The organism is Candidatus Rickettsiella viridis (assembly GCF_003966755.1).
In the GTDB taxonomy this organism is placed as follows: Bacteria; Pseudomonadota; Gammaproteobacteria; order Diplorickettsiales; family Diplorickettsiaceae; genus Rickettsiella_B; species Rickettsiella_B viridis.
On the sequence record NZ_AP018005.1, the window covers coordinates 227,327 to 252,636 of the forward strand.

The 25,310-nt window shown below is 37.0% G+C and carries 14 protein-coding genes, 1 tRNA gene and 1 pseudogene; 4 read left to right on the forward strand and 12 right to left on the reverse strand.

The window, feature by feature from the left end; translation table 11 throughout:
- Positions 1–84: 84 nt before the first annotated feature.
- Complete coding sequence (locus tag DMP02_RS01095; RefSeq protein WP_126322274.1) at positions 85–2,592, reverse strand: hypothetical protein; 2,508 nt, start codon at positions 2,590–2,592, stop codon at positions 85–87.
- Positions 2,582–5,566: a hypothetical protein gene (locus tag DMP02_RS01100; RefSeq protein WP_126322275.1), complete on the reverse strand. Its 2,985-nt coding sequence runs from the start codon at positions 5,564–5,566 to the stop codon at positions 2,582–2,584. Before DMP02_RS01100 ends, DMP02_RS01095 begins: the two co-directional genes overlap by 11 nt.
- Before the next feature lie 326 nt (positions 5,567–5,892).
- Here DMP02_RS01100 and DMP02_RS01105 point away from each other — a divergent pair, with 326 nt between their 5' ends.
- On the forward strand, positions 5,893–6,732 hold the full coding sequence (locus DMP02_RS01105) for a PhzF family phenazine biosynthesis protein (RefSeq protein ID WP_126322276.1): 840 nt from the start codon (positions 5,893–5,895) through the stop codon (positions 6,730–6,732).
- A gap of 30 nt (positions 6,733–6,762) precedes the next feature.
- On the opposite strand, the gene DMP02_RS07170 is transcribed toward DMP02_RS01105, so the two are convergent.
- A complete protein-coding gene (locus tag DMP02_RS07170; protein WP_145985124.1) occupies positions 6,763–6,999 on the reverse strand; it encodes an RpnC/YadD family protein in 237 nt (78 codons plus the stop codon).
- A 13-nt stretch (positions 7,000–7,012) separates the two neighbouring features.
- Complete coding sequence (locus DMP02_RS01110) at positions 7,013–7,609, reverse strand: hypothetical protein (protein ID WP_126322277.1); 597 nt, start codon at positions 7,607–7,609, stop codon at positions 7,013–7,015.
- A 58-nt stretch (positions 7,610–7,667) separates the two neighbouring features.
- On the opposite strand from DMP02_RS01110, the gene DMP02_RS01115 reads away from it, so the two are divergent.
- Positions 7,668–8,513, forward strand: a complete 846-nt coding sequence (locus DMP02_RS01115) for a tyrosine-type recombinase/integrase (protein ID WP_232019582.1) — start codon at positions 7,668–7,670, stop codon at positions 8,511–8,513.
- A 377-nt stretch (positions 8,514–8,890) separates the two neighbouring features.
- Here DMP02_RS01115 and DMP02_RS01120 read toward each other — a convergent pair whose 3' ends face one another.
- The 4 genes from DMP02_RS01120 to DMP02_RS07180 form a co-directional block, all read right to left on the reverse strand.
- The gene (locus tag DMP02_RS01120; protein ID WP_126322278.1) at positions 8,891–9,409 is read right to left on the reverse strand and encodes a P-loop NTPase family protein; all 519 of its coding nucleotides are present in this window, start codon (positions 9,407–9,409) and stop codon (positions 8,891–8,893) included.
- A 55-nt stretch (positions 9,410–9,464) separates the two neighbouring features.
- Entirely contained in the window at positions 9,465–10,775 is a 1,311-nt protein-coding gene (locus DMP02_RS01125; RefSeq protein ID WP_126322279.1) for a hypothetical protein, read from the reverse strand.
- Between the two features lie 15 nt (positions 10,776–10,790).
- On the reverse strand, positions 10,791–11,048 hold the full coding sequence (locus DMP02_RS01130) for a hypothetical protein (RefSeq protein WP_126322280.1): 258 nt from the start codon (positions 11,046–11,048) through the stop codon (positions 10,791–10,793).
- Positions 11,049–11,463: 415 nt separating this feature from the next.
- Positions 11,464–11,634, reverse strand: a complete 171-nt coding sequence (locus DMP02_RS07180) for a hypothetical protein (RefSeq protein ID WP_172593951.1) — start codon at positions 11,632–11,634, stop codon at positions 11,464–11,466.
- A gap of 321 nt (positions 11,635–11,955) precedes the next feature.
- On the opposite strand from DMP02_RS07180, the gene DMP02_RS01135 reads away from it, so the two are divergent.
- Positions 11,956–12,162, forward strand: coding sequence for a hypothetical protein (locus tag DMP02_RS01135; RefSeq protein ID WP_126322281.1), 207 nt, complete (start codon positions 11,956–11,958; stop codon positions 12,160–12,162).
- A complete protein-coding gene (locus DMP02_RS01140) occupies positions 12,155–12,361 on the forward strand; it encodes a hypothetical protein (RefSeq protein ID WP_126322282.1) in 207 nt (68 codons plus the stop codon). Before DMP02_RS01135 ends, DMP02_RS01140 begins: the two co-directional genes overlap by 8 nt.
- Positions 12,362–12,408: 47 nt before the next feature.
- On the opposite strand, the gene DMP02_RS01145 is transcribed toward DMP02_RS01140, so the two are convergent.
- The 4 genes and pseudogenes from DMP02_RS01145 to DMP02_RS01155 form a co-directional block, all read right to left on the reverse strand.
- On the reverse strand, positions 12,409–12,807 hold the full coding sequence (locus tag DMP02_RS01145; RefSeq protein ID WP_126322283.1) for a hypothetical protein: 399 nt from the start codon (positions 12,805–12,807) through the stop codon (positions 12,409–12,411).
- Positions 12,808–12,944: 137 nt separating this feature from the next.
- Positions 12,945–13,088 (reverse strand): annotated as a pseudogene (locus DMP02_RS07505) (hypothetical protein); the annotation flags it as partial.
- A gap of 319 nt (positions 13,089–13,407) precedes the next feature.
- Positions 13,408–13,510 (reverse strand) — tRNA-OTHER (locus tag DMP02_RS07185).
- A gap of 79 nt (positions 13,511–13,589) precedes the next feature.
- The gene (locus DMP02_RS01155) at positions 13,590–25,238 is read right to left on the reverse strand and encodes an RHS repeat-associated core domain-containing protein (RefSeq protein WP_126322284.1); all 11,649 of its coding nucleotides are present in this window, start codon (positions 25,236–25,238) and stop codon (positions 13,590–13,592) included.
- Positions 25,239–25,310: the final 72 nt, after the last annotated feature.

A 25,310-nucleotide genomic window follows, 5' to 3' on the forward strand; every position in this document is an offset into this window, starting at 1 on the left:
ACCCCTGTAAAATCAATGACTTACGTTTGGGTTTTGACAAAGCTTTTTCGAGCTTTTTGGGCTTTTTTGTGACGCTTAAAAGCCTTATCTATTTGGAAAAGCTGAGTTACTTGATCCTGCTTTCTCTGTATCTTGCGCGGCAGTAGTCGATGCTTGGGATGTAGTTGCGGCGTGAAATAAAATTCCCCGTGATCCAACTATGCTAGGTTGTGGTTGTATCTGTCCTTCTTGTTCTGCTAATAATGCTTTTAGATGTTCTATCTCCGCTTGCACCGCTTCTTTCTCTTTGCGTGCCTCTTGTTCTCGAGCTTGTGCAGCCTCTTTCTCTTTGCGCTCCTCTTGTTCTCGAGCTTGTGCAGCTTCTTTCTCTTTACGTTCAGTTTCTGTCTCTTTGCGTATTTCTTTTGTCTCTTTGCGTATTTCTTTTGTCTCTTTGCGTATTTCTTTTGTCTCTTTGCATATTTCCTCTGTCCTTTTGTTTATTTCTTCTATTTCTTTGCGTGTTCTGCTCCTCTCGACGTGTAATTGCCTAAGCTCACTTAACTTAGATGAGATATCAGGATCATCTTCGAGCATACATCGCACGTATTTAACATCACAATGCATACAATAGAGCACAATGTCTTTCAGTTCATTTAATAATGATTCGGCTTCCTTTTTTGCATCGAGACTTTGTAATTCATTGGGATCTCGTGCTCTGAATTTTCGTAAGGTCTGTTTGGCAGATTTAATATAAGGAATATAGTTCTGTGCCCAATCCTTTAGCATAGGATCATTTCGTTTAGCTTCAGATTCGTGGTCTAAGTGAAACGTCAAGAATAATTTGTTAAGGATTGCTGCAATTTGCTTATCCTGCTGATATACAAATTCTGCAATGCTGCCTGAATGTTCTGTCCTCGCTTCTTGAAAAACAGACCAGCGTTGTTGTATTGGTGGGAAAAAATATAAGCCAACACCTAAACGCTCAACCGCATGCAATAGAACCCAGGCAAGGTTAGGAATAGTGTCTTTCCAGGGCACCGATGCGACGGGGTTTGTCTGATATAACCAGCGCTCTGGCTTTAATAAACTATTGGCTAAATAATAGTGAGAGACACTGACTCCAATTTTTTTTAACCAAATGCTTACGATCATTCGTGTCATTAGATTTAAATCGATGCAAAAATCTTTATGAGCATTTTGAACAAAACGATAAAGCGTTTCTTTTTCAAAAGAAGGAATTTCAGCTAATCCCCGAAATTGCGTATAGTCTTCAGTGCTTGCATAGGCCTTGATCTTGGCCATGAGACGAGGTTCTTGTCGAAAAATCAGCCAATGTAATAAGGATATCGACCCCTTATTAGCAGAGTAATCATGATAAAACCAGTTATTGATGAAATCAACACAGAGTTTATTTAAGGCGGTGTCCAGTAAGCATTCCAAATGTTCTGGTGTTACTTTCTTTCGGCTGAATGTAAAAAATCCCTGTGATTTTAGAGGGTTCGCACGTAAAATCCCTTTTTCAAACGTACTCGGCGGCTCAAATGCAAACGTACTCATAAAGCTTTCAAATAAGGCCAGTGTCGTCGATTGATAGCTCAGTGCATACTTCTCTTTATCCCAGTACTGCGTGATGATTTGTTCATACAATGAAAAATACAACCAACAACGTTCTCGTATCAATTCTGAGGAGTGTGATTCTTTTTTTTGAGCGGCTTGTTTAGCCGATTTTCGTAATTGTTGGCTGATGATGAGTAATGCTGAAGAAGAGGTTTCTACAGTACTTGGTATTGTCGTATACAACAACTTCAGTTTACCAAAAAACTGTTGTATCCATTGCCTTAAACGCTCCATCCAGGAAGGCGATAAATCCAGTTCACAGGTCTCTTCTATCAGTTGTTTTAATTGTTCTAATAACAGATTCGGTAAACGTTCTTTTTCTTTTAGTGGTAAGTTAGATACTCGAGTGATGTAAACATGTAGCATACAAATCATCTGAATATAGGATTGATAGGCACTATTTTCTTCATCAGGGGGTGGACTATCTTGAGTCGTATGACGCAGCCCATTTAAAAATCGTTTAAAACAGAATTTCAGTGCGTGTTGGTGAATCTGAAGCAAAACATAGTCTACTGTGCTGTCGATGGGTTTCTTAGATACGGCCTCACCTACTAATCGGCTCAACTGCTTTAAATAAACCTCTTTAGGCACAATCGTTATCACACGATTGGCATAGTTTGTCCATCGCATTGATGGGCATTCCATTAATTGATCGTGGCAGCATTCTGTAGCGGTTTTTCGATACACATCCATAGCAAGTAACTGTAGCAATAAAGCGGACACCCAATCATTTTGTGAATTCTCATTGGTTGAGTATGGCTGCCCCAGTTTGCTATTGAATTCTTCAGTGAGTAGCTTATATCCCTGTTTAATGGTCTCTGAATTCGCTTTTTTCAGCGCTATTTGCAAGGATTCGATCCACTCGGGTGTCCATATGTTGCTCTTGATCTTAACTATCGAAAAACAATTTGTTACCCAACGATAGAGAAGTGGATTGCGTTGCAACAACTGTTCTGCAGAGTCTGCAACTGAAATATTCGTATTAGGGAGCATAGCTATTCTCAGGTAAAACAGGATTCTCAGGCATCGTATTAGTTGCTTGTGGTGCAGGAAATAGTGTTGCCCGTGATCCTGTTGCGATAGGTTGTGGAGGTACCTGCTTTTTTAGTTCAGCGTATAATGCTTTTAGACGTTCTATTTCTGCTTGTGCCTCTTGTTCTCGAACTTGCGCCGCTTCTTTCTCTTTGCGCTCCTCTTTTTCTCGAGCTTGTGCGGCCTCTTTCTCTTTACGTTCAGTTTCTTTCTCTTCTCGTTCCTTTTCTTTCTCTTCTCGTTCCTTTTCTTTCTCTTCTCGTTCCTTTTCTTTCTCTTTGCGTTCCTCTTGTTCTCGGGCTTGTGCGGCTTCTTTTTCTTTACGTTCGTTTTCTAACTCTTTGAATGTTTCTTTTTTCTCTTCTACTTGTTTCACCGTCGAATTCAGATCTGAAGGTGTTTTAGGCATTTCTTTTGAAAGACCACCCATCTGTCTTTTAATCTCTGCAATAGGACCCTTTATTGCCTTATCCATGATGGCATATAACTGACTTTTATGAGCCCGTTTGGCTGTTGCACATAGGCTATTATAATTCTCGTTCAATTTAGTTATTGCTGTGTTAATAGCCTCTACATGTTCTCCCGATAATACAGCACATAAATCACCCATATAGACTTGCACATGTTCCAGCCGATTTTTTCCAATTTCCTGACCCACTTTAAATAAATTTTTCACTAAGCATTTCAATTGTTCTCCGAACGGTAATTGATTGCGGTACTCTGGATGCACTCTCACTAACGCTAACACATAGTAATCCTGCAATTGCTGAAAAGCAGTTTCTGTTTCTTCCACCGTTTTCGGTGTCACTCCATTCAATGCTTTACTGTTAGTAGCGATAGACAATATTTTCTTAGGGTCTTTGAAAAAAACTTGTATTGAAAGAGTATTTTTAATAGCGGCCTGTGATTCAGGTGTGTTTTCTAACGCTAAGAGGCGATCCGTAGTAAATAAGTGAGAAAATGCAGGCATCGCATTGACTTGACAGATGGTACAAGCGTAAAGCCAAGCTTTCGCTCTAGTTTCATCTTGTTGCTGATCCGGCGTAAAATAATGCATCAGTTTATCGTTTTGGGGAACGTTTTGATAATGGGTTTTCCACTGGCAAATACTATTTGGATCCACACCTTTATAAATCACGTAAGATAAATCATCAATGGTCGGCACTTGTCTAGCCTTATCAATGGGATTGATCGCTTTAGGCTGATACAGATAATGCGCTAAACTACTGTCTAAAGAAGAATCAATATCCTGAATACTGCTCTGGAGTTGCTTAATACGTTCTACTCCATTTTCATGTTCTTGATCTTTTTGTATTGCGATAGCTTGCTCTTTTTCTGGGTTAAATTCTTTTAATTTCTTTGAATATTTGGGTCGACTCTTCACTAGTTCTACTTTTAATTTTTCAAGATCGGTCATGAGCTTAGTGGCTAATTCCTGGATCACAGAAGAAACAACGTTAGGTTTTTCCGATGTATCTGGCTTCATGCGATCTGTTGGTAGAATATCTGTCTTAAACTTTAATGGTAACTGGATCAAGTTATCACTTTTTTCCCAAATAGCACCCCAGTGACTGGTCAGATGTTTTTGAATAAGGATATCGATATTTTCAGCAAGTGATAAATCTTTGAGCTGAGTACGCGCCGATTCTATGCTGCATTGGCTAAAACAACAGGGTGAAACTAAGATCGTTTTAAATAAATCGATTGAATGTTGCTCTTCTCTTTGAGTTTTGAGCCACTCTAATAATTCCCACTCTAGCCGTCCATCGGGATCTTGTTTCCTAGACGGCAACGGCACTCCTTCTTTCGTCAACGTGCTGAGAAACTGTGTGAGTTGCTCGCACTTTTCGATTTGCCAACGCCGTAAAATGTCAGCCATCTCATAGGCCAGCTCATCCACTTCAATTTGTTTCATCAAATGTGTAGGAACAGGTTTACGTAAGAAAATTTTGGCGATGAGTAATTTATCTTTATCGGAGATTTTAGCCTCGTTCATCGCGTGCAGAAAAATACGCTGTCCAACTTCTTCTATTTCTTTCTCGTCAGTCAGTAAGCAAAACCAAGCAGGATCGTCCTCCAATGAGATAGTCTGCATTGTTTTGTGAATTTTTTGAAAAGAGGCAAATAACTTGACGATATCGGCGCAGGTAATCGCAAGTTCTGTATCGTTTTTAAAAATTGCAAGCATTGTTTCTGATGTATTTTTTGGAGAGTCTATGCACTGTGTGATGGCTTGTTGTAATTGTTCAGGAGAATAAATAGAACTTGAGCTTGTTGAAGGTAGCAATGTAGGAATGGCATTAAAGCCTTTCTTAAACTGATTCGCAATTTTTTGTTCCGTTTCTTCTAGCAAATCAAAATAATCCTTCATGGTTTGTAAACGGTTATTATACTGATTAATTACGCCCATCTTATTTCCATCCAAATCAGCAACATATAATAGTTGACGAGGTGGTGGTTTTATCGAAAATGAAAATTTGTCAAATTCGTCTTTAAAGGATATAAACTTACTCTTAAGCTGCAATAAAAGGTTTGAGAATTGGTCGTCACTATTAGATTTCAACGCATTAACGAGTTTTGTTAAGATATCGTGGATATCTGAAAAACAATCTTTTGCTTGCTGTAAATTCTCAACACTACTATTCAGTTTAGCTAGATAAGCTTCCACTTGAGTATTAATGTCATTAATAGCTTGGGTCGTATCGCCAATCGCTTTAAAATCGTAAGGCGTTTCTGCTTTTCGCATGCGTCGCTGGGTTGGATCTTTTTTATCCTGCCATTCCTGATAGCAGTGTTGCATGGCGTGTTTAACAGAACTTCCTCCTTTATAACTGGCTTTGCCCGCTATATGACCAACATGCATAAAATGCAGAATTTCAAGTATCTCCCAGGCGATTTTAACAGTCGTAAATGCTGTTATTTTATCAATAATCATTACTATCTCCTGTAAAGTAATCTTTATTTTTTAATAAAATCGAATAGCGTACTTGATGCTTGAATCTATTTTATAAATAGATAAATTAATTATCCTTAATATATCATTGACTAAACTAACTACTCATATTAACTCAGAATGGATTTATAAATTTTATAAGGATTGCTATAGTAAATAACAATCATTTATTTTGATAAAAATTGATTAAATAAATAATGGATAGGATATATTTTTTTGGGTGGGTTGCCAGGTTGTTTCAATACTTATAGACTCTTGTAAAATCAATAAATTACACATGGGTTTTTCAATTTATTAGTGAATAATGTATGAATATTAAGATTATTAACGTATTTTCTTATAATCATCAGGGCGGAAACCCCTGTGCCATAGTCGATAATGCTATTGCGTTTAGCGAAGAAGCTATGCAAAAGAAGGCAACTGAGTTAAACCTACCTGAAACGGTTTTCATCATCCCTGATAAAAATCAGTACTTTCTACGGTTTTTTGCAACAAAAGGCGAACTTCCTCTGTGCTGTCACGGCACGCTTGGAGCAGTTTTTTACCTATTTAAATCCAATGTTAATCAACGCCCAAATATAAAGACCTATAAAGATAATATTAAAATCGATGTTAAATATGAGAACGATTTGGTCTCCATGTCTATTGCCAATAAGGGAAAAGTATTAAATACCCCTATAGACCTTTCTGTCATCAGTACGATGTTAAATATCGAAAAAGAGTCTCTAGCAAAAGCTTTACCTTGTACCGTCGCTTCTATAGGAAGTCCTAAGTTATTCATCCCGCTTATTAATAGGGCAGCTTTATTCGATATGAAACCCGACTTAGACTTAGTATCTCAATGGTGTAAAGATAATGCTATTAATGGCCTTTATGCTTATTCTAGCGATGTAGAGAACCCTAATTCTGATTACGTAGGGCGTAATTTTAATCCTCTGTTCAGTCACCAAGAAGATATTGCGACGGGCACCGCAGCGGCAGCACTATGCCAAATGCTATGTCGAAGCCGCCGTCAATCAGAAGGTACTTTTACCATAGAGCAGGGCGCTAATTTAGGAAGTCCGAGCAAAATCTATATTTCTATCTCAAAGGACAATATAGAGATAAAGGGTGAGGCTTATTTCTCAGATTCTGAGGCATATATTTGATAGAAATAGGTATTAACTCAGGGGATAAAATTAGGCTTTTTCTAACTCAATTAAATCTAAATCAGGTAACTTTGTTACTTTTTTTACTAGTTCCATAGGCATGCCCTCAGCTAAAAGGTTTTTAGCCACCTCATAAATCCCCTCTTGTTTTAGTTCTTGCGCTAAAGTCATAACATCCTCTCTATAGTTGGGTAAGGCTTCGGCCAAGGCAGAGTAAAACTCCTTAAAATCCTTAGATTCGCCTTCTTGAGTTATATAATACAACAAACTTTTAAACTGTTCATGTGTCAGGAGCTTCTGGGCTATCTGTAAAGCGATATCCTTTATAAATTCTAATGCATCTCTTTGATGGATGTTTTACCAATGCATGATTTCGTAGGGGAACAATTTTAAATCCACTGGTTTTAGCATCGGGTGCTGCTACACCAGCGTTTGTTTTTCCCTGTACATAAATACGATTAGGATAATCGGAGCTGAGAAAGGCATTGACCTCATAATCGTTGCCTTTAAATATTCCCTCTACGGTAAATCCCGATGTTTCTGCTGAACTTGTTTTTGCTTCACCGGCTCGATTTGTTGTTAAAATTAATTGGTTGGTATTAAGATTGGTACTAACAAAGCTAGTAGCCGTACCAAATCGATAATAACCGGCTTTATCATTCCAAAGCCTTTTAGCAACACGTGCATAAGGAATATCCTCTTGCGAATAACTGGTACGTAAATAACGTGTGCCAATACAGAGTAGCTCACCAACACTAGGTTCAGAATAAATAGCTGGATATACCTTTCCAACGTCGCCGTCATAATATATAAAACCTTTTTTAGTATTAACAATAGGTAAATAATCATCGTAGCCATCGGCTCTGGGAACAGGCAAGCTACCTGCTAAACTTTGACTAATAACGTTTGTATCCGTTATTTGCGGATAGTCTTCAATGACGAAATTGCCCGATGTTAAGATAAAATCGGTTAAAGAAACATCGAATACACTGTTTGATGATTTATCCGTAAAGGAAATTGCCGATTTTCTGGGTCAATTTACTAACAAAAGCTCAAATAGATATCGTCGTTTTTTAGCTTTGATTTTTAGATATGCAATAGCCAATGGTTTATGCAAAGAAAACCCTGCGTTACAAACGATTGCTCATAAAGTAAAGTGGAAACGCGAACGCCTAACACTTGGGAGTTATTTTGCAATATATAGTCATCCATTGGCTGAACCTTGGTTTAAAAATGCAATGGAGTTAGGGTTGCATACCTTACAACGGCGAGAAGACTTAGTTAATTTGAAATTTTCTGATATCAAAGAGGGTTATTTGTATGTGATACAAAGTAAAACTGAAAAACATGGAGAGTCTGCGTATCTTAAAATCAAAATTACGCCTATCTTAGAATCAGGGATAGGTCGGTGTCGTGACTTAATAGTGAGCCCCTACATTCTTCACCGTAGGCCAGATAGATGTAGTAAGCAAAATTATAAAGCGGAGAGCAAGCAACACTTTAGTCAGATAACACCCGATTACCTCACTAAAACGTTTGCATACATTCGGGATCAATTACCTGAGTTTAAATCTATTCCTACTGATCAACGTCCATCCTTTCACGAAATTCGATCATTAGGAATTGCTGAATATGAAAAAAATGGAATTGATGCCCAGGCATTAGCGGGACATAAAACCAGAGCGATGACGGATAAATATAAAGAAGGACATGAGCCAAAATGGACAGAAGTAGAAGCAGGATTAAAGCTGACTTGCGTTACTACAGAGAAGCAAGCTTAAGGTATTTTTTTAAATAGTTTTGACAAAATATTGACAAAATTTTGACAAAGGAACTTAAAGAGGCATTTAGAAAGCTTATAAGCATTTGATTTTAAAGGATTTTACTGGTGGGCCGTGATGGGGTCGAACCATCGACCAATAGATTAAGAGGCATACACTTAAAATATAAGTTATTGAAAAAAGAAGATTATTAATGGTGGCGGTCATTACAATTGTCACGCAAAAGCATATAAAAGCACGTTTCAATCCCGCAAAAGTCCCGCAAGGATTTTTAGCTATTTTATTTCAGGCTGATACAATTTTGTTACATGAAAGATAAGTTTATGTGACTGCTTTTTTTATCTAAGTAGAAGAATAATAGGAATAGGTGCGATAAGTTATCGCTGACGTGGTTTAGCAAACATGCTTGGTTTTTGCTCAGTTACTAGAGCGTGAAATTTCGATTTAAAATGTTCAAATCCATTCCTCGTTTTAGCAGATGTGCTAATTACGTTGCTGGCATCATTTTGAACAAGCTTAACATCAGATTTAGTCCCAAGTGATATTTTTTTTATGGATGGAAAGTGAATATCACTGAATCGCTGCCAATAATCAAGATCGTTATTAAAATTTATTGAAGATAAATCAGCCATAATTAATATAAGATCAAATTGACTTGGTTTATTTTTGGCGGACAAATTATATGTATCAGGCGATCGTTCGAGAGTAAAATTAATTTGAAAAATTTCCCCATCAATAGCCTCTTTAACAGAAAATGCCTTAGCTGGGAATGTTAATCTGTGGGAGAAAAGCTTATCTTTATACATGCAGACAAAAGATCTTTTTCCGCAACCATCATTACCGAGCACTAAAACATTTATTTTATATTTATCTTTGCTGTGGAATATTTTAAACATAAAATGTTTACTTTTAAGGATTACAAGACTTCAGACTATCTAGATTATCTTACATTTATCTAGAAATAAATCTAGATATTTCAGGAGGCGTCTCAACTTTTTCTACAATACCTCTTTTTTGCATAGTTACTAATAGGCGCTCGGGCGTTAATAAATGTAATTTTTCTCTCTGGCTGATTGGGTTTTTAATAATCGTTTGTGGGAGACCTTCTACACCTTTTGCTTTTAATTCTTCTATCACTTGGTCATTTAATTCTTGAATTACAGCAATAAGGCTCATTCCTACAAATTCGGAACAGAGCAGTTTAGTTTGTTTTCTCTTATTATTCTCCCAGGCGCCGCGACCAAAAAAATTATCGCGAATATCCTTATTTGAATGGTTAGCAAAGAATGAGTTTTTATGTCCTCCTTGTAACCATATGGTAGCGATTTTAACTTTTGTATTTACACTTCCATTTGCCGTGATATGTATGTGTTCTTCTCTTGCCTGATCATGCAATTTTTTCTCAATAATTTCATGCTTATGTTCAAGCTGCTTTAACCAATCATTACCTAGCTTTTCTTTAAGGATTTTTTGGATTGATGGGCTAATCATCGTTTCTAGTTTAATTTTATATATATCACTGTATAGATAGTTACGGACCGTTAATTTTTCTTCTTTATAAGTTGGATTTATATGAGAAATTTTGTTATTTTTTTTCGAAAAAACGCCTTTGGAAGAATGAGAAAATTTAGTAATAAAAAAATTAATAATTTTTTCAAAGAAGCTATAATGCTTTTGGTAAATTAAAGCTTGGTCAGATGTATTATTAAAAACTACGGATCCTGTAGGCATTTTAAACGATTGATCAAAGGTATCATCTAGATATTGGATTATATTTTTGGCTTTTTGTGTCTGAGAAAAAAGTTTTTCTAATGTTTCATTTCCATTAATTAATCCTAGATGGTTCATTTCTTCTAGATATTTATTTAAATGAGCCAGATCATAAAGAATTCCATATTGTGCTAAAGTTATTCTTTCATCGGATTCTAATTTTACACCCAATTTTCCTTGCTCAAATCGAGTATAAATTGTGTCTAAATCATTGGAAATTTTATTTAGGTGTCGTGTCCGATAGGAAATATCTTTAATAATTCCCATTGTCTTACCACCAATGCCAGTATCGCGTCGGCTATAGGGAGCAATCAAGTCTAACTTTTTATTGGTCTCCATATCTCCTAGAGATTCCACTATTATTGTTTGAATAGCTGAAATGTCTAAGTCTGAATCTTCTGAATTATTTAATTTGCTATCTAATGCTCTAAAAGCCTCAAGCTTTTCTTTAGGTATTTGTGTTTCTTTTTCTAATAGAGTGATATCCCTCATGCTGATGACCTCGATTTAAATAGGCTGTTTTGGAAAATAGCGTTGATCAATTTGATCAGATAAGCAGCCTATGAAGCTAAGCAAATTTTGTTCATAACCGTCACTATTAAGATCTTCTTGAGCTTGAAAAAATATGAAATTCTTAGCTATAAAACTTAAGATATCCTGACTCATAATAGGTGAGGCATTATGAAACTGGCGCTCGGGTAGTGCGATTATAATTTTATCAATGATTTTTTCTAGATTGGTTGTAGAAAGTTTTAAAACAGCCAAGGTTTGGTCTTTTTTCTTTTCAGTTTATTAAATCACAGCTACCTTTAATTAAATTTATTGTCTTTGTCGCATATTCGTGTTTCAATGCAGCCATTGGAACTACCTCTATTTATCCTTCTATTGATAAATAGAATACCTGCTAATCCTTAACCTTCTATTAAGGCCACCTCTATTAATTGAGTTAAAAGAATATTTCGTTGAAGAATTGGAAGAAAACGACTATTTTTATAGATTCTAACTTTTTAATGAGCCCTAGTGACTTAGTTTTTATTGAATTAATAGAGGTGGCCTTAAGAGAGAGATGCCCATATCCTATGAACAATGCTTATTTATATCAAGGAATCAGAGAGGAAGGGGGGTATCGATAGATATAAGTCTAAAAAGATAGTATATAATCTGAATTTTGAATAATAAATTATTTCTTTATATATTCTTTCATCAATTCTTCTAAAACTTGCCTTACTGATTTCCCACTTATAGCCACCTTAGATTTAAAAGCATTTCTTAATTCTTTTGTGGTTTCAAAGTTCATATGAACTATTTTTTTCTGATCTTCTAAAGTGCGTGTAGGTTTTCTGGGGGTCATAATTAAATTTTCTACAAGTAATTGAGATAAGATAGCAATAATATAATATTTAATCAAATAAATTTAATTTATAATTGATTAAATCGTCATTTAATGATAAATTAAATCTGAAGTGCAAAGCGTTCCTCTAGATGTACCACCACCTAGAGGATAAACATAACTAAACAACCTTAAAAAGACTAAGGAGTTAGCCATGACCGCAAACGTCAGTTTAAATCAATCCGTCCATCTACGACAACCAGCAAGCGAGTATCTGTCGCAATGCTATCAAATATCATCCCGTCTAAATGACCTAATCGAAGCGTTAAAGATGCTTCAAAGATGCTTCTAGAATCATTTCAGGTAGGGGTTGAAGCAGCGCATAGTGCCTTGGATGATAATGTTAATCCCTATCCATCTTTCGAAATATTAAGTATTTATCAAAAACAAGCTTCCGAATTACTTAGCGAAGCTTCTGATGATATTGCTCTATACGATGGTTTTGAGTCTTATTCCTCCGCATTAGAAAAGGAGGTAGCTCATGGATAACCTACAACATCTAGCACATGTGGCGCCCTTCACTTCAAGTTATTCTCAAAACACCATTCCTGAATGGAGAAAGAGTCGATGGTGTGTGTCGAAAGAATATGATCGGATGACTATAGATTCTGTAAATAATGGCTATGAGAGCTATGACGATTTACCTGAAAACCTAATCATGTTCAGTCGCGCAAAAATCGCGCAATGATTTTAAAATTTTTTACTCTCAAACAGCGCCTTGTTTACCATTTAGGCTTAGAGAGTTAGAACTTTAATATGCATAATGAGCTCTTTAATTCTAATATTACGATCGTCTAGGATGGCAGCACATCTATCAACTTCCTGTTTATCTATCTGACCATCAGTAATAATGACTAAATTAATTCCAGCTTCATCGGATGGCAAATATTTAACAAAGGTAGAAGGATCAGTACCGTTCTCACCTATCCTGCAATTTATCTTTATTGCCTGCTGTATACTCATCATTCTTGGTGTACGATTATTCCACAAAATACAATGTGCATTTGGGTGCGTGTTTTCCCATGATTTTAATTCGTCTTTGACATATGAATAATAATCTTCATACCCGTAAGTAGAACCCGAAATATCGATTGCAATAAAGAGGGGCTTAGTATCAGGCTTAGTATCAGGCATAGCATTCCTCTATATTGATTGTTTGTTTAGTTATAAATTTTTTACGAAACCGGCTTTGCTACAAAGAATTAAGTATTATTTACAATAACTTTTTTCTATATTATTCAATATGATACATGATTTTTCTAGAAAGAAAATTAATTTTTTTCAGGATAAAAATTTTTGTTTAATTCAATATGTAAATAATTAGTTATTTTCTTTGCTTTCTTAGGATAAATAATTCTTTCACCGTTATGTATCTTATTGATATGCGATTGTGAAATTTTTAAAATACCCGCTGCTTTTTGTTGTGTTCCACATTTACTAAAAAAATCTCAATTATTTATTGCTTCATAAGACGTTTTTAGCACCTATTATTTAGAACGTCTTATTCAGCTTAGCTAAAAAATTTATGACCCTGGTCATAAATTTTCAACATAATCTAAAAGAAAAAATAAATCTTAAATTTGTCTTAAAAAGTCTTTCTTAAAAGGAAGCCTTTTGCGCATTTAGATGGGGATGATCTTATTAAACGAATGGCAGAGAGAATCACAGGTACAAAGTTTGGTACATTTGCCTTTACAAGGCTAGGTAGGTTTATGCTTAAGTCATTGATTTTACTGGTGGGCCGTGATGGAATCGAACCATCGACCAATAGATTAAGAGTCGCCCACTTATAATCTAACTTATTGAAAAATGACCATTATTATAAACCGGACGACCCTTGCAAATGTATAATAATGGTTATGTATGTCATGTTCAGTCGCGCAAAAATCGCGCAATGATTTTAAAATTTTTTACTCTCAAACAGCGCCTTGTTTACCATTTAGGCTTAGAGAGTTATTCATCGCGGATGCCGATATGAACGTAGGCACAGATGGTTGTTGTACCTTAAAGAAGCCTTGCCCTAGCCAAAGAGTGGAGCCGTTGTTTTTATTGTTAAATACGGTATTTTTTTTGTTAGACAACAAAATACTGCCTTCAAAAGGTCTATGACTTGGAATATCAACATTATCTGTTTTTTCTGCTGAACTACTTTCACTACCTTCAGGAGAGATTAATCGTAAACTTTCGACGACTTCGAGTTCTGCTGTTAAGGCCTGCAAATTTTCTGTAAACGCATCTATTTCCCCTAAACTTACCTCAGATTGTTGGCTGAAATATTCAAAATCTTCTTTTCTGTCTTCTAAAATATGCCAAGCCCAACGCAAATCAGTTTCTTCTGTATCCAATATAGTTAGATCAGTTAACCTATTATCTATATTATCTAATGTTTCTTTCCATAATACCTTTTGATCGCCTGTAATAGAGGTAGTTTCGGATATTTCTTTCGATAATTTAGACTTATTACTTTTTTCTGAAAACAAATTTTGTAACCAACCGTATAATTTTTTTCCTTCGTGTAGTACAACTTGTAACAACATTAATTGCTCATTAAGTTGTTCAAAAGGACGCTGTGATATTTCTGGTGTATAAACAATATTGGTTTTCTTACCTTCACAATACACGGAAGGACGACCATTAAATTCAATGGGTCGACAACTTTTCTTAGAATAGCTATCTTCTGCTTTCTCTAATTTAACATAGCTATCTTTGAGAAAAATCATCATCTGCATGTTCTGTGTATAACAGGTAAAGCCTTTTAGATAAGCTTGGCCATGTCTAGCTCCTAGCGTGCACTGGCCCATTTGTCCCGCATTAGCGTTGGTTTCGTTAATTTTAGTCTTAAAGTAGCGCTCTAAATGATGATCTGATTTATTTTCGTATATTGATCTTAATTGCCTACTACGAACAGGTAGACTGTCATATACCCCAGTTTTTTCTAGTGCATTTTTCAGTGCAATTAGGAAATCCCCGGATACTTCGAATCGCTTAGGAAATTTTGTTGTATCAATCTTCGGAACAGCTAAACCACCATATACCCCACTTTTTGCCATCGCCTCTACCAATTTACTTAATGGACGACCAATCACTCCGTACTGATTAGAAGCTTTTGTTATATCAACGTTCCGTACTTCTCCTGCGTTATTATATCCAAATATTTTCCCCTTCAATGCATTTCTCATATCACTTGTCATAATATCGCCAATATTGCCAAGAATCCCTTTAATAAAATTAGTATGTTCAGTAATTTTTTTAGCATGGTGTTCATTCACCGCTGCCAGTACTATTTCTCCTAGCAAATCTCGAGGGATTGCACTACTTCGAATAGTTTGTCCGTTTGCATCAAAAGCAAGTTCGTTAAGTTTACTTATTATTGCCTCTTCATCTGTACTGTAAAGTCCCCTCAGTACTCTTGCTACTTCTAATAATGATTTTGTTTCCCTTAATCGGGACTGTGTCATAAATTCTATTGTTCTTTCAATGTTCTCAAAACCTATATATAGCATTTTATTCTTATCTATTAAGTCTGATTCATATAATCTTTGGTTGGCATTTGATTCTGCTCTAGATCCAATCACCATATCTTTCAGTCCGAAGAATTCAGAACTAACTTTACCTGCTGGAATAACCTTATTTTGTTTCCCTAAGATAAACTTAAACTCCTGAAATTCTCCGATCCAACTATGTGGCCTTAGCTTTCTTCTAATTGAATTTTGTTGATTCAACGGCTGATCTCTATCGTCATGTAGCGTTCGTGTTCCGCAACTAGCATCACTCCGTCGACAACGAAGTGTTCCACTATTACTTTTAATTTTACGAGACTTTCTCCCCATATTGAGTGTATCTATCGACAGAATTCCATTGAGTATCACTTGGTAGCTGGCAAGATTAGTCATATCCAATTCATCCCAAGAACCAGGAAGTTGTAGGTAAGTCACTCCACCTGCTATCCCAATCCCTCCTACAATTCTACCGCTTGCCCGCAGTACCTGTACTAAATTTACTTTATTCATATTTTTTCCAAAAGAATGTAAATCCTTTCCTAAAGTATTTATATTCCCTTTTAGAATTCTCCTCAGTGATTGCATCGCTTTTCTAAAAGTACGCCCATTTCTTGAAATTTTGACTAAATTTCCTTTTAAAAATTGGCTAGACTTTAAGGCACCCGCGGGAAGCATAGCCCCACCTAATCCGCCTCCTAAGATAGCTTCCCAAGTAGCAGGATCCTTCCAATTCCATTCCCAAAAAGCGGCATTACCCTGGTTCGTTAAAACACCACCGCCATAAGCTAAACCTGCTGCAGAAACCGAAGAGCTTCCTATTAATACACCTTTTCCTATACCAGAAAGACCGGTATATACACTTTTCAAACCACCAATTCCGCCTACTACTCCTGATCCTGCTCCAAATCCTTGAAACGCTGCATTCCAAGTATGAGGTCTATTCAATTCCCATTCTGCTGGATTCCAGTTACGATTACTTGCTGCTGTACTAAGATAGGTTCCTCCAGCGCCCAATAAAATGGTGGGTACTACGCCAATAGCACCTGCTGAAGTAACAAACCCTATAGGGACAAAAGCACCAGCTACTCCGCCAATACCTATGCCAGCATAAGTACTTTTATGCTTCCAATCCCAGTCGGCAGGATTCCATCGATTGTTAGCTGTTGCACCTCCAAGATAGGCGCCTGCCGATGCAGTTACTACAGTTGCTCCAATTAATATGATGACTGCAATCGCTAACTCTCCATCGGGATCCACGAGAGAAACAGGCGAATTACCGGCGTATTTATAGGGACTAAAATATTGCTCTTTGGGGTCAATTTGGTAAAAGCGGCCAATACTTGGGTCGTATAAGCGAGCGTGGTAATTATAGAGTCCTGTTTCTTCATCGCATTCTTGCCCCGTGTAACGGTATGTAATATGGGCATCAGGATTATTGCCATAAGAACGCATGAGCTGGCCGTATGGTAAGTAATCATAAGCGGCTTCAACTCGTCCGTCTTTGACAATTAAACGAATCGAACCTTCATGATCGGTAATGACACTGTAGTAAGCATTGTTCCGAATAAAACCTAATAGGCCTCGAGGTCCATAGAGATAGACAGTTATGATTGCCTCAGACGGTTCTTGTTTCTCATAGGTGACTTGGTAGTCGACCAACACTCTGCCTTCTTCATCACGAATATAGTAAATTTCTTTACTGACTTTTCCATCCGCTGATGCTACGCGCTTTAACACGCGTTCTCCTTTGGCATCGTAGGAAAATTTTAGACTACGACCATCAGCTAATAAAATACGTCTTGTACGTTGCGAAGTGGGATCATAATCGATTTGTTGTATTCCGCGATGTATGGCCTTAACTACATTACCCTGCGCATCATGATCCATAGAAAGTAGTTCTTCTGGCTTCGATGTAGTAACTTGATCAATTTTAACAGCGTGAATTTGATTCGTGCCATTTCGGTAATCCAATTCATACCGATCAAACCCTGTATAAAAATGAAGATGGTTACCGTTAGCATCAATGTCATAGGATTCAATATCAAAAGCTGTTTCACCTAAAACATGCGAAAAGTGGCAAAATAAAACACGAATAATATCGGGAATAAAAGCCGTATAATTACGTAAAGCGTCCTTAAAACTGGTTTCTAAGGAATTTAAGGCATAAAACGGTGCATCTTGAAGGTAGTGTTTATTTCGTAGCACATCCCAAATACGCTGCGCGTCAGTTTTAGCTTTTTGAATCTCATCTGGCAAGGCAGCATAGGTTTCTATTCCTTTCCATTTTAAGAAAATAGCTTGAAACTCCTCATAATTAAGTTCACGGCGCTCACTTAAACGGGTCATTAGCAATTTCTTAATCGGAAGCGTATAAGGTGTATATATCTGTGTATATAAATTTTCGATCTCACGCAAATCTTTACGTAATGCTTCTTCTCGGAAAAAGGAGCGATCGGGTTTTCCATAGATAGCACCGAGATCGCTTTGATGTTTATCTTGATTAAGATATTCTGCCCGGTGCAAGGCTTGCCAAATAGCTTTCGATTGGGTGGACGTTAATCCTGAAATTTCTTCGGAAAACGTTGTGGGTTGTAATGGTCCCAACGTTTCTTTTGGATCACCTACAAAATATTTTCCTTTTGTTAATTCTTGATAATTACCATACGCATAGCGATGTCCGTAGACAGGGAAATAACGTTCTGCAAGGGTTTTAGCGATTTGATAACCTATTGCTCCATCACTACAAAACAGAGGGAGGGTATTAAATTCTTTAGGATAGTACAGTTTAATAGGACGTTTCATCCAATCCAAATACTCTTCATTAATGAGAGCCTGAACACAACGCGTTGATATTTCTGGCGTTACCCATTGATCATCTGCAAAAGCTTTATCGTTGATAACAAAGGAACGTGGATCGGCATCCTTGAACCAGCTCGCATTAAAAACGGTTTGCATAACCATACCATCGCCATATCCGGCTTGACCATATCCCCCTTCGGTATAAGTTAAATCTTCAGCCAAAAACGGATCCGTAATTTTTTCAAGAAATCCTGGGGAATTATAGTGATAATGACGAACAAAACGGTGTTGAGAGGAACCAGGCCGGTGCTGTTCGCTGAGAAGTTGACCACTTGCGTGATAATCAAATTTGGCATAGTAAGTAGAGTTATTGTCTGTTCCTAGCGCTACGAGCTGACCTTGCTTATTATATTGATAGGTTAATTTAAAAGGCTTGTCATCGATAGCAATGGGATAGGAAAGTGACTGTAATCGACCTGCCACGTATTGCTTATCAATGAAAGCTAACATGGACAGAATTCCTTTGACTTCTACTTGATGATCCGCATTAAAACGAAATTCCTCAAAAAAGGGTTTTTCTTCGTTAAAGGTTACCAGTTGTTTAATTCGATTACGTAAAATGGGCTCCACATGATTGGCGGTATAATAAAATCGTTGATAATCCTGAGCGTCAGATGGTTCTACTGATGAATCTACATAGTTTAGTAACTCAGATTGATTCTGCGGTAGTTTGAAGTACCCTGTTCGGTGGAGCTGGCCATATTCGTTATAGGCTAAATAAACGACTTTTTCTGTTTGATTGGCACCAAACCCCATAAACCTTAGCTTATCATCGGGTGTATACGTAAATGTTACTGTCCCACTATCTGGCGTTGTTTTACTTAATAAATGGCCATTTTCATGGTAAACATAATGGGTGCCTAACCGTTGCCAATACTTTTCTTGCTCTGACAGGCGTGCTTCTTCTCCTGTTTTCAGAGGTTGCGTTTTAAATCGGCTATGGACTTTTTCGTGATAAAGTGGCGGTAAAATCTTTATTAAACGGTTGTTCTCATCATATTCATAGGTACTTAATTGATGATCATAGCCGGGTACATGTTGATACAAGGCAACCCGATTAGTATTTTTATCAAAAATTTCTACTTGGCGACGGCCATTCGGTTGAATTTCAACGTGTTGTCGATAACCCTGATTCAAAGGAAAAAGGTTGGTTAAAAAAGCAATGTTGGCTTGTTTACTGAATTTTTTCACATAAGGACCACCCACTGAAAAATCGGGACCAGGTAAACCTATCGCTTGTTTTTCATTAAGCAGATTGGGAGCGTAAGTGACACGTTGATAAGCAAATCCACGGTCTTGATGGTTTAAATGATTGACTTCACCAGGGAGATAACCGGTATTCCATACAGAATTAGAATCTGATGGATGATCGTTGGTGACAAAATCGGGGTAATAAGCAAGTAATGATTGGTTGCTCGCACGTGTCAACGACGTGACTTTAGTCGTAATGGCTAGACGACCTAAGGTATCGTACAAAGTTTCAGAAACCAGCGCTGTTTGTGCATCTTTTAAAGTTATCACTTGGGTTTTCTCGCCAAAACGATTGAAATACTCAACCTGTACACTGGGATTATTCATCAGACAAAGATCTTTAATAGCTACGTGGCCTCGTGCTTCTAACATCAAACGGGTCCAAGGCTTTAATGATTGATCGTTACCCGCAGACCAAGCTTGATCAAAAAGTAGAACACCTTCTGACCATACCCATAAACGATTTTTTTCGACGAAGAAAATCCATTCACCTTGTATCGGCAGTCCTTTCATGGATTTGGTATGACAAGATGGACAAAACAAGGTGCTACTCATACCTTGACGGGTTAACTCCACATAACTGCCTTGCCAATGCCAGCGCAAAGAAGCGGATGAAGATAAAAAAGCTATTTCACAGCGAAGCGCAAGGGATGCGCTATCTAATAAGCGCGAATCAGCTGCTATCTGATTCCAATGGTTTGCCTGATGATACAATTGTCCTGGTGCGATTTTCCAGGTTTCTGGTTCATTGACTGTCCAACGACTCCGTAGCGCAAAAGGATCAAATTCTTCGTAAAATCCACTTTCTGGCTGGAAAGTAACACGGCTAGCTTGTGTTTTCTCTATGCCTTCAGGCAGCGGAAAAAGATAACCTGTTTTGCTTTCGGCTGATACAAACTCTAGTTGCCCTTGTTCTTTCAGTGTAGCAATGGGTTGGTGCAATCTGTTATAAAGTGTTCGAGTGACCAGGCCGTTCATCTGAATGACTGCTGTCGGTTGGCTTGTCACTGGATGATACACGGAAACTTCAAAAGCACTATCTAAAGGTGAAAACCGAATATGGTCTAAATCGACACTTATATTCGTTGCAGTTCCGACACGAAGCACTATATTTAAAGGGATATCTATTTTATGAGCAGGAGGAGAATCTGAAACACTAGCAAGTGGTGAAGACACTACCATACTACTACTTTCAGTGATATTGCTTGTCGCAGCTTGCATTGTCATTTCTTGATAAATAGCCTTAATGAAGGGAAGCTCAACAAGTAACTCAAGATAGGACCAATCACCCGACTGAAATTTAACTCGACTCAATACCCCTAAAACTTCTTCTCCCTGGTCAGTGAAGATAACTCCTTTAAGAAAGGGTACCGCTTGATTTAATTCTACAGGTTGACTACAGCGTACCCAACAGGAAGCAAGATAAGTTGTATCTTGACGGCGGGGCTGAAAAATCGCTTCCAGGTAGGTATCATTGCTTTCTTTTTTTCCATCAAGATGTAAATAATTTTCGCCTGTAAAAGAAAAACCTCGTTTAACGATGTTTTCTTTGTTGAACTCCCATCTTTTTACTAGTAAGGTGCTGTTTTGAGCTAATTTACCTATTTGATTCACCTCATAGGATTCAAAACCGTAATAACCTACTTCTTCATCTTCTAATATATAAGGAGAGAAGTCTGCAATAACAAGTCGTTCAGTGTGATCCCATAATTGACTTTTTGAAATATTATTCTGATTTGTAGTTTCATTTAGTGGCGCTATGATTTCTTTGTTATTCTTCTTAGGAACTTGAACTATTTTATCCTGCCCATCAAAAAATGCTTGTTCGTGTGTAATTTCCTTTTTAGTCGTGTCATATCTCCATATCTCTTCACGCCAGCCCGACAACGTTTTATTAGTGCCCGGAATAATAGTCACTTTTTTGGTTTGCACAGAACTATTTTCTGTATTATGGCTAGAATCCACTTCGTAAGAAAAACCTGTATGCCGCTGGGTTATTTGATCATTAAAAACAACTTCACGAATAATTGGTTGTAGCAAATGGGGTAAAAAATGGGTTAGAGGTTGAATCAGTAATGCCTCTGGTTTTCCACCTTTTTGACCCACCCACTCCGATAAAGGTAATTTTTTAAGTGTTATTAATCCATAAGCACTAGCACCCATCAACTGTGCATTGGGTATAGATTGAAAGGATGCATTTTCCCCATTAAAAGTTATCAGACCAATTTCATTAGTATTTACTTGAAAAGTAAGGAAATAAGGATCAACACGTAATAATTTTAACGGATCATGAACCCCTAAATTTCTTATAACTTCACTGTGTAGATGACCGTCCTTATTTTTTTTATACAGTTTAAAAGAAGATTTTTTATCTGTCTGTTTTAAAACGAAATGTTTATTTAGATCAATTGTTACTTCTTCGCTTTTTATTGGAAGATCAACCTTTTCCCATCCAGTTCCTGTTATTCGCAGTAATGTATCATTACCACACACTACACCTTGTGGACTCATGTGAATCTGGTAAAAGGATCCCCAAGCGAATAATAGAGTCCTTTTAAAAAATTCTTTTGATTCATTAGCAGCATTATATTCTTTTAGTTTGTCTTCAACGTGATTTTTATTTGCAGTTTTTGCCCACTCTGCGATTTTCCCCGAAACAAATGTTTTAATTTTTACCTTAAAATGTTCCCCTTCTTCTACGTAACCTAATTGATAGACATCGTCCTTACCTTCATGATTTTGAGTTAATTCTCTAATTTTCTCTCGTTCTAGCTTATCCGTATGGGTTTTTACTATATTGAAGTTTTCGTCTAACAAAAATAAATGAATATGCATTCTCAATTGAGCATTTTCTTTTTTCAATTCCAATGCGCTTAATTGAATAAAATTATGTAACATTTGTAAGCCATTGTATTTCAAGACCGTCAGCAATTGTTCCTGCATGTCTTGTGCTAACTCAAAACGCCCTATCGTTTGGCGATTCATGCTAGCTAAACCAACGAGGTTAGATTTTAACAATTTTGTTTTCCAACAACTTTGGTTATCGAGATAACCCATCCATAAATTTTTATCGTCATAGGTGGCAAAGGACCGCCCATGAATAATAAAACTCTCGATTGGCTGTTGTAATGAATGAGGTATAGGTGCGGATAGTAAACTCTTACGCCACTGTTGTTCCTTTTTATTCCAATCAACTATAGTAACAGTGCCTTGGCCCATTTCTACCACAGCAATAAAACTTTCCCCCGTACGAATAAGTGCGGCCTTATCCCATTCATAATAGGCAGGATCTACCGAAAAATTTCCCTGATAACGATGAAATAAATACACCTCCTGAGTCGCTTGGGTATACAAAAGAAGCACAAAAAAATCTTCGCCTAAGTGTATCTGGTAGTTTTTGTTGATTTCTGGCCTTTTATATAAAGGCTTTTTTGGATGAACCGTAGTTGTAGCCAGAATGTCTGTTGCATCTGAATTGAGTATTTGCAGCACAATTTCTTCTTGACTATCTTCATAAGATACTACGGTATAATTTGATCCTTGATTAACAGCAAGGCTATCTTTTTGGGGACTCACCCAATGTTTTATTTCAGGTGCTTGTGGAACCAAGTTAAGTCCTTGATAATGAAACTGAGCACTCGTGTTTTGTGGTGAAACAACCTCGACCAATAAGAGGTGTTCTAACTGTTTTTTATAACGGAATTGCAGTAACTTCTCATATTGGTTCGATCCGAATTTCTGCTCAATATTTGTCAACAAACGCTGTTCATTACGAATTTCATAGTTAAAACTTAAGTGTTGTTGGTAAGTAGGTGTATCTAATTGATATCCACTGAGATAACGTCGTTGCACACCGGGACAGTGAATAAACCCTTCCTTATCCAATATAGGTTCCACAGTATATTCATCAGTTGTTTTATTTGTATACTCTAAATTCAGTGTTGTCCCTTGTTGGTTAGAAATTTTTTTTAATACGATTGACTCCGTAAACTCCTTCCCATTAGGTACTGTGCGATTAACTGTCTCGTAATGATAATAAAGTGTTTGATTACTACGTTTTGTATGACGTTCTACTAAATACCAAGCTACAGGTACAGGTTCTTGAGAAGCCGCGGCGCGACCTAAACCACGCCAATAGGGCCAAGTTAAACGCCACTGAATAGCAGTAACCTGATTTGCTGCATTCGCTTGACCGTAAATACAATGCATTTCATCAGTATCAATAACCCAACGTTGATTGCGACGTTCATAGTAAATTTTAAGATCAGGCATCTCCGCTGATGCAAAAATCAACTTATCTGAACCTGCCGTATGAGACTCAATGTATCGTAAATACTGTATCCTGCCAGATACCATCAAGGTATAGCGTTGATCTTCTAAGCGAAGACTCCCTTGATCTTCAACGAAAATCATGTCTTGAGTTAAAGCGGTTGACCAACCTACACCCAATAATCCATTTTTGGAGGATGGTATCTGGTTGTTATAAGAAAAAGCCAATTGGATAGTAAGATCACCAGGTAAATCGATATCGACTAACGGTAATGTAAAATGTACCTGACCGTTCGGAATATCAATCGCATTTTCAAATATACGATGCTCCCACTGGTCTGCCCAACGACGGTGAAATATATCTAAATTCGTATGTTTTATTTGATCAGGTATGGTAACGTTAGAACGTATCGGCAACGCAAATTTAGGAACGGATACTTCAAATTCTTCATTGTTTTCATGTATGTCTGTATCATTTTTTTTTTCGCCGGATCCCCTGACCTTAGTTATCTCAAATAGTTGAAGGTTACTCTGGTCTTGGGTTAGTAAAGTAGGCGTTGAGGAGTTGAATGAACAGGACGGCAATATCTTTAAAACCTGTACATATCGCTCAGTTCCTATCAACGAACTACTATCTAAAACAGAGCACCACTCATTCTGTATAGGATCAAAGGTTAAAAAAGTTATTCCTTGTGGTCCGGTTAAAATTAGCTCATTTCGTTGATCGCCATCTAGATCAAACAGTTGTAACGATCTAAAATACTCCGGTTTCCAACCTCTATTTTTAGATAAATTAGCACTGTAAGATAGTAAGGCATAACTGTTATTATTCCGTTGATATTGATAGACAAATAGGCCGCTATCATTCCAAACTACAATATCTTGATAAATTTGATGCGTTAAATCAGTAAACAGCAAGCTATCTTCCTGCGTAGTGTTACCAATCTTTGCAGCGATCGGAGTATTTAAAAAATTATTTAAGCTATAGTCTGGTTTAAATTCGTATAAACTTAAACCTTCACTGTTACGCAATACAATATCATCTTGACCACGACGACGTGTATCCGTAACAAAAAAATCTGTCTCCGGATCGTTCCAAATTGGTTGCTGAATAATTGCTGGGTTTTTTATACCCACAGACCACAGCGGCATACTGTAGTTTCTTTTAACATCCTCCTTGCTTACAACATAAAACTTTACTCCTTCTCGTGAACTGTGGGTTAGCACACCAAGAGAGCTTTTATCTGAATAAAAATGGCCAAATCTAACAGTGTGATTTGCTTGATTCCAATGATGAACATCATGAAAACGTAAATCTTGAGCTACTAATTCAAATTTTTGAGGCAAACTTTTACTAGGGCGATAAAAACTGATGCCTTGTATTGTTCGTAAAATAAGCATAGGCTCGCCCACGCCTAAGACATCGGATACGTAGGCTGGATAAGCTGTACTCGAATAGCTCCTCTCTCGATTGAACAGTGGTTCAGAAACTATTTTATGTAAGGTTTTTTCTTCTTTGTTGTATTCGTAATAAGCTATTTCACGATTTTGACGAATGTAAAAAGGCTGTAACGTACACTTTCTAATATCATCACCTTGAATAATATCTTCAGATGGTCCTGAGAGATTAAAATGAAATGAGCGAATAGAATCTAAACGATTAAGCTGATAGTTAAGTAGTGGCATAGCTAACTTCCTTATTTTTCTATTTCTTTTAAATAGAGTGCAGTAATTATTACTGCACTCTATTTAACTGTA